The following is a 4,055-nucleotide window of genomic DNA, read 5'->3' as shown; positions in this document are numbered from 1 at the left end:
CGGGCACGGGTGGCGCGGGCGGTACGGCCGGCAGCACCGGCCGCCAGGTACCGGTCAGCTCGACGCTCCCCACCTGCGCGCGCAACTCCCTCACGCTGCGGCTCGACAGTACGAAGGTCGCCTACGCGCCGGGCGAGAAGCCGGCGTTCCGGCTCGTCGCCACGAACACGTCGAACACCGCCTGCAAGGCGGACTTCGGGCCGAAGGCGGTCGTACTGACCGTCACCAACGCCGATGACGACGACGTCTGGTCGTCCAAGGACTGCCCGAAGACCGGCAGCGCGTACTTCGAGGTCCCGGCCGGCGCGACGATCACCCGGGTCGTGCAGTGGGACCGCAAGCAGAGCGCACCGAACTGCCCGACCCCGGCGGCCAAGGCGAAGGCCGTGGGGCCCGGCACCTACCTGGTGGAGATCAAGTCGGCGGGCGCCTCGGTGCAGCTCGGCCAGAAGTCCATCCGCCTCGACAAGGACTGACGGCGGTCCGGCCGGGCGCTCCCGGCGGGCGACAGATCGCGGACGCCTGCTAGGCCGGACAGGGCCTAGACGTAGCGCTCCAGGATCGACGACTCCGCCAGCCGGGACAGGCCCTCGCGGACGCTGCGGGCGCGGGCCTCGCCGACCCCGTCGACCGTCTGCAGGTCGTCCACGCTCGCGGCGAGCAGCTTCTGCAGGCCGCCGAAGTGCTCCACGAGCCGCTCGATGATGGCGCCGGGCAGCCGCGGCACCTTCGCCAGCAGCCGGTAACCGCGCGGCGACACCGCCGAGTCCAGCGTCTCCGGTGATCCGCTGTAGCCCAACGCGCGCGCCACCACGGCCAGTTCCAGCAGCTCGGCGTGGCTGGGCGAGCCCAGGTCCGCCAAGGCCTCGTCCACCGTGCGCGAGCGCTTCGCCGTCGGCTCCGGGACGTAGTCCCGTACGACCAGCTCGCGCTCCGGCTCCACGCCCGCGATCAACTCGTCCAGCTGGAGGGAGAGCAGCCGGCCGTCGGTGCCCAGCTCCACCACGTACTCCGCGATCTCCGTGGCGATCCTGCGCACCATCTCCAGGCGCTGCGCGACAGCCGTGACGTCACGGACCGTCACCAGATCCTCGATCTCCAGCGCGGAGAGCGTCCCGGCGACCTCGTCGAGCCGCAGCTTGTAGCGCTCCAGCGTCGCCAGCGCCTGGTTCGCGCGGGAGAGGATCGCCGCCGACTCCTCCAGGACCCGGCGCTCACCGTTCACGTACAGGGCGATCAGCCGCATCGACTGCGAGACCGAGACGACGGGGAACCCGCACTGCTTGGAGACGCGGTCGGCCGTGCGGTGCCGGGTGCCGGTCTCCTCGGTGGGGATCGAGGACTCGGGGACCAGCTGCACACCGGCCCGCAGGATCTTCGTGATGTCCTTGTCGAGGATGAGCGCGCCGTCGAGCTTGCACAGCTCGCGCAGGCGCGTGGCGGTGAACTCCACATCCAGCACGAAGCCGCCCGTGCACATCGACTCGACGGTCTTGTCCATGCCGAGGACGATCAGACCGCCGGTGTTGCCGCGCAGGATCCGCTCCAGGCCGTCGCGCAGCGCCATTCCAGGCGCGACGGCGCTCAGCGAGGCGCGCATCAAAGCTTCGTTGCCGGAGCCCGCGCCGGACTTTCCGGGTGCTGATGCCCGGTCGTTGGCTGCCACTGCATTCCTCCGGCTCGTACGGATGGGCGAGACCAGGGCAAAGTCTACCGGCGCGCGTTGTCCTCCCGTGGTGCCTCGGCGCGACCCCGGCGCGGCAGGGCCCTCAGCGCTTCACCTATGTCGGCGACTTCTATCACCTTCATACCGGCCGGGATCTTGCCCGGATCGCGCGGTACGAGGGCGTGGGTGAAGCCCAGCCGGTGGGCTTCGGAGAGCCTGCGCTGCACGCCGGTGACCCGTCTGACCTCACCCGCGAGCCCCACCTCGCCGATCGCGACGAGGTTCTTCGGCAGCGGGGTGTCGCCGGCGGCCGAGGCCAGCGCGAGCGCCACCGCGAGATCGGCGGCGGGCTCGGACAGCTTCACCCCGCCGACCGTGGCGCAGTAGATGTCCCGTTTGCCCAGCGCACTGATCCGTCCGCGCTGCTCCAGCACGGCCAGCATCATCGACACCCGGGAGGTCTCAAGACCCGAGGTCGTGCGCCGGGGTGACGGGATCTGCGAATCGACGGTCAGCGCCTGCACCTCGGCAACCAGCGGCCTGCGGCCTTCGAGCGTGACGGTCAGACAGGTGCCGGGCACGGGCTCGTCACGCCGGGTGAGGAACAGCCCCGACGGGTCGGCGAGTCCGGTGATCCCCTCGTCGTGCAGCTCGAAGCAGCCGACCTCGTCGGTCGCCCCGTACCGGTTCTTGATGCCGCGCACCAGCCGCAGCCGGGCGTGCCGGTCGCCCTCGAACGACAGCACCACGTCCACCAGGTGCTCCAGCAGCCGGGGCCCGGCGATGGCGCCGTCCTTGGTGACATGGCCCACCAGGATCGTGGACATGCCGCGCTCCTTCGACGCGCGGATCAGCGCCCCCGCGACCTCGCGGACCTGCGCCATCCCGCCGGGCGCGCCGTCGATCTCCGGCGAGGCGACGGTCTGCACGGAGTCCAGCACCAGCAGGGCGGGTTTGACGGCGTCGAGATGACCGAGCACGGACGACAGGTCCGTCTCGGCCGCGAGATACAGATGGTCGTCGATGGCCTTGATCCGGTCGGCGCGCAGCCGCACCTGGCTGGCCGACTCCTCGCCGGTCACATACAGCGTCTTGTGCCCCTCGTCGGCGGCCTTCGCCGCGACGTCCAGCAGCAGCGTCGACTTGCCCACACCCGGTTCGCCCGCGAGCAGCACGACGGCGCCGGGTACGAGACCGCCGCCGAGCACCCGGTCCAGCTCGGGCACGCCCGTCGAGCGCGCCGTCGCCGTACGGCCGTCGACCTGGCCGATGGGCAGCGCGGCCGTGGAGACCCGCCCCGCGGCCGTGGTCCGTACGGCGGGCGCGCCGTACTCCTCGACCGTCCCCCAGGCCTGGCACTCGGGGCAGCGGCCGAGCCATTTGACGGTCGTCCAGCCGCATTCGGTGCAGCGGTAGGACGGCCGGTCCTTGGCGGTCTTCGTACGGGTGGCCATGGCGTCACCGTATAGGCCCCCACTGACAACGCCGACCACAGCGGTCACGGGACGCTTCCCCACCATCGCCGACAGCTTCACTCATACGGATTAAATGTGCTCAAGGGGGGCGGAGGGCGCGCATTTCTCTGTCTACCGTCGCCAGGTGACGAGCAGCAGTCCCGAGACCTCCATGCACACCACCGGCGTACATCGTGCGCCCCGTCGTGCGCCCCGTTCGGTGGCGCAGCGCCCGCCCGAGCGCTACGAGCCTTATCTGGACGGGCTGTTCACCTACTGCCTCTCCGTACTGTGCGACCACGACGCCGCGATCGAGGTGCTCGGTGACGTCCTGTCGCTCTCCGAGAGGCAGTTCGGCCGCTGTCCCTCGGCCGAGGGGGAGCGCAAGGCCTGGCTCTATGCGCTCGCCCGTTGGGCGTGTCTTCGCAAGCTCACCGAACAGCGCACCAGCCGTCAAGGCGCGCATGTGAAGGGCCCGGCGCCGGCGGCGGACGCGACGCCTGCGGCGTCCGACCCGGCCGTCGCGCCGGAGACCGCCGAGCGCCGCCGCCGCGAACTGGCCATGCTGGCCTGGCCGGAGGCGGCGGGGACCACACCCGAGCAGCGCGAGATCCTGGAGCTGGCCGTACGCCACCAGCTCGGCCCGCGCGACGTCGCCGCCGTCCTGTCGATGGAACTGATGGCCGCCCGCGAGCTGTTGGCGTCGGCTGCCTGCGAGGTGGAGCGCACCCGCGCCGCGCTCGCCGTCGTCGAGAGCGGCAACTGCCCCTCCGTCGCCCGGCTCACCGGCGACAGCCAGGTGCTGCTGTCGGCCACCCTCCGCCGCGAGCTGGTGCGGCACGTGGACGACTGCCCGCGCTGCCGGCGCGCCGCCGAGCACGTCGAGGCGTCGGGTCCCTGGCCGGGCGCGGGCACCGCGGCGGCGCAGGGAGCGT

At 71.9% G+C, this 4,055-nt stretch carries 2 protein-coding genes and 2 pseudogenes; 2 read left to right on the top strand and 2 right to left on the bottom strand.

Annotated features, from left to right (window positions below):
* Positions 1–476, top strand: a pseudogene (locus tag HY68_RS44880) (hypothetical protein); the annotation flags it as partial.
* A gap of 65 nt (positions 477–541) precedes the next feature.
* Here the strand turns inward: HY68_RS44880 and disA are convergent.
* Positions 542–1,666 carry a DNA integrity scanning diadenylate cyclase DisA gene (disA, locus tag HY68_RS08145; RefSeq protein ID WP_041986243.1) on the bottom strand — a complete coding sequence of 375 codons (1,125 nt, stop codon included), beginning with the start codon at positions 1,664–1,666 and terminating at the stop codon, positions 542–544.
* Between the two features lie 44 nt (positions 1,667–1,710).
* The gene (gene radA, locus HY68_RS08140) at positions 1,711–3,120 is read right to left on the bottom strand and encodes a DNA repair protein RadA (RefSeq protein WP_041986239.1); all 1,410 of its coding nucleotides are present in this window, start codon (positions 3,118–3,120) and stop codon (positions 1,711–1,713) included.
* Positions 3,121–3,214: 94 nt separating this feature from the next.
* On the opposite strand from radA, the pseudogene HY68_RS43570 reads away from it, so the two are divergent.
* Positions 3,215–4,055 (top strand): annotated as a pseudogene (locus tag HY68_RS43570) (sigma-70 family RNA polymerase sigma factor); the annotation flags it as partial.

The sequence above is a fragment of the Streptomyces sp. AcH 505 genome, from assembly GCF_000818175.1.
GTDB lineage: Bacteria > Actinomycetota > Actinomycetes > Streptomycetales > Streptomycetaceae > Streptomyces.
The sequence above is the reverse complement of the archived record's forward strand: the minus strand, read 5'-3'. Positions and strand labels throughout refer to the sequence as shown.

What these genes read in the sequence shown, in the direction of transcription:
- radA (WP_041986239.1), bottom strand. Translation starts at nt 3,120, where the DNA reads ATGGCCACCCGTACGAAGACCGCCAAGGACCGGCCGTCCTACCGCTGC.